General features: G+C 62.8%; 2 protein-coding genes. Both read right to left on the reverse strand.

The window, feature by feature from the left end; translation table 11 throughout:
* Positions 1-7 precede the first annotated feature (7 nt).
* Complete coding sequence (locus D6877_RS15585; protein WP_130911368.1) at positions 8-1,150, reverse strand: HlyD family secretion protein; 1,143 nt, start codon at positions 1,148-1,150, stop codon at positions 8-10.
* Positions 1,147-2,802 carry an MFS transporter gene (locus tag D6877_RS15590; protein ID WP_130911369.1) on the reverse strand — a complete coding sequence of 552 codons (1,656 nt, stop codon included), beginning with the start codon at positions 2,800-2,802 and terminating at the stop codon, positions 1,147-1,149. The genes D6877_RS15585 and D6877_RS15590 overlap by 4 nt, the downstream gene beginning before the upstream one ends.
* Positions 2,803-2,825 lie beyond the last annotated feature (23 nt).

Below are 2,825 nucleotides of genomic sequence, written 5' to 3' on the forward strand. Positions count from 1 at the left end.
GCATTGATCAGTGGGGTTGGGTGTCGCCGGCGGCGGTGTCGATGCTGACAACCACTGACATCCCCGGCCGCAAGCGTTCTTCTTCCTGCTGGTCGGGATCGATGGTGATGCGCACCGGCACGCGCTGGGCGATCTTGACGAAGTTGCCGGTGGCGTTGTCGGCCTGCAGCAAGGCAAATTCCGAGCCGGTGCCCGGCGAAATATGCTGCACGTGGCCGGTGAATCTGCGGTGGTTCAAGGCGTCGACGGTAAAGCGTACCGGTTGCCCGACCCGCACGTTGGCCATCTGGGTTTCCTTCATGTTGGCGATCACCCACTTCTGGTCCGGGACCAACGCCATCAACTGCGCGCCGGAGTTGACGTAGGCGCCGAGGCGCACGCCGATCTGCCCGAGCTGACCGTCGCGCGGGGCGACAATCCGTGTGTTCGACAGATCGATCCGCGCCAGTTGCACCGCTGCTTCGGCACTGGCCACGGCGGCCTCCAGCGAGCCGCGATTGACGATCACCGTTTGCAGATCCTGCCGGGCGATTTCCAGATTGGCCTTGGCCTGCGCCACAGAAGCCGTGCTTTGCGCGTTGGCAGCGAGGGTCACGTCGAATTCGCGCTTGGACACCGAGCCGTCGCGCACCAGCTCCTGATTACGCCGCAGATCCGCCTCGCTCTTGCGCAACTGCGCCTGGCTGTCGGCGAGCACCGCCTGACGCAATTTGATCGTTGCTTCGGCGCTGTTGCGCTGCTGCACGACGTTGGCCAATCCGGCTTTCTGCACCGCCAGTTGTGCCAGGGACTGGTCGAGGCGTTGCTGATAAATGCGGTCGTCCAGACGCACCAGCAGGTCCCCGGCCTTGACGTACTGGAAGTCCTGCACCGGCACCTCGAACACATAGCCGCTGAGCTGCGGGCCGATGATCGTCACCTGCCCGCGAATCAGGGCGTTTTCGGTAGTTTCGACGGCGCTGCTGAACGGTGGCAGTTGCCAGGCATACAACACGATCAGTACGCCGACGATGGCGATCCCGGCAAAGCCCAGCGAAGAAATGATCCGCACCCGCAGCGAACGCGGCGCGGTGTTCGGCGACGATGGCGGCGCCTCACCTTCAGGCGTGGCGGCGATGGCGTTGGTGGTTGTGGTGGTCGGTTCGGTCATGAAGAAGTGGCACCGCTGGGTGGTACGGAAGGTGTCGGCTCAATGGCTTTCGTGGTGCTCATCAGCCACAACGCGCGAATCGAAAGCCAGATCATGGTCAGGACGGCAATGACCGCGATCAGCATGAAGACATCGTTATAGGCCAGCACGTTCGCTTCGCGTGTCGCCGCATTGGCGAGGCTGCGAATGCCGGCCAGATTGCGCAGGCTCGGGTCCGCCAGCAAACCGCCGAAGGCCGAGCCGCCGCTCTGCACCCGCGCGGCCACCAACGGATCGGACATCACCAGATGATCGACGATGTGGCTGGAATGGTACTTCTCCCGCACGATCTGAAAAGTGCCGAGCAACGCCGCGCCGAGCAGCCCGCCGAGGTTGTTGCAGATCCCGAACAGCACGGAAAAGCTCACCAGGTTGCGCGGATTGGTCAGCATGTTGCGCGTGCCGAAGACCATGGTCGGGCCGAGAAAAAACGTACTGCCGAACGCCAGCAGAAACTGGCTGAAATACATGTTGGCGGGACGGGTCAGGTTGTTCGAGAAGCTGTCCATCACCGAACCGGTGGCCATCAGCGCCAAGGAAATGATCAACGGCATCAGCAGGTGTTTGGGATCGATGGTCAACGCGCTGGTGGCAAGCCCGGCGATGCTGCCGATCAGCATCACCACATACAGACTGTGCAACTGCTCATAGCCCATGTTGAGGTTCTGCATGAACCCCACCGCGCCGGTGGATTGCTCCGAGGTGACCATGCGAATCAGGGTCACCGCCAGCGCCAGGCGGATCATCGTTCCGCTGCCCAGCCAACGCGTCATCAACATCGGGTTGCTGCGGTTGTGCTCGATGGCCAGGCCCATGATGATCAGCGCGATCGAACAGGCCAGCGCCACGCCGATCCAGTCCGCCTCCAGCCACCAGTCGATCCGCCCGAGCGACAGCACCGCGCACAATAACGCCACACCGGTAGCGAGGATCGCGAAGGTGAGGAAATCGAGTTTTTCAAAGGTCTTGAAGCGGTCACCGGGCGGCAACTTCAGTAGCAACACGCAGCCGAGTGACAGCAGGGCCATGCCCAGTTCGAACAAGTACAAGCCGCGCCATTCGGCGATCTGCAGCAAGTCTTCGGAAAACAGCCGCGCCAGCGGTAACGCCAACTGCGACGTGCCGAGGCCGAGCACCAGCGCTTTGAGCCGCCACTTCGCCGGGAACGCCTGCACCATGTAATACAGACCCAGCGAGCTCAGCGCCGCACCGACCATGCCGTGGGCAGCCCGCACCGCCACTGCCGAATTGAGATCGTTGACGAACAAATGGCCGAAGGTCACCAGCGCGTACAGCACCAGAAATACTTCGGTGAATGCGCGCAAGCCGAACTGCTGGCGAAACTTCACCAGCAGCAGGTTCATCGACACGTTGGTCATCACATACGCCGCCGGCAGCCAGGCCATCTCCGCCGTGGTCGCGCCGAGCGAGCCTTGCAGGTAAGGCAGGTTGGCAACCACCAGCGAGTTGCCCAACCCACCAGTCACCGCCACCAGCACGCCAACCGCCGCATAAGCCAGGCGCTTGGGCGTGGAGTGCAGTGGTGTCGACGGAGAACCGGGCAGGCTGGGCTTTTCGTGGGGTTGCCAGTTGCGCGGGGCGTATTTATCCATGGATCGGCCTGGTGCTGGGGGTG

This window comes from Pseudomonas sp. Sample_9 (assembly GCF_004307535.1).
In the GTDB taxonomy this organism is placed as follows: Bacteria; Pseudomonadota; Gammaproteobacteria; order Pseudomonadales; family Pseudomonadaceae; genus Aquipseudomonas; species Aquipseudomonas mercuritolerans.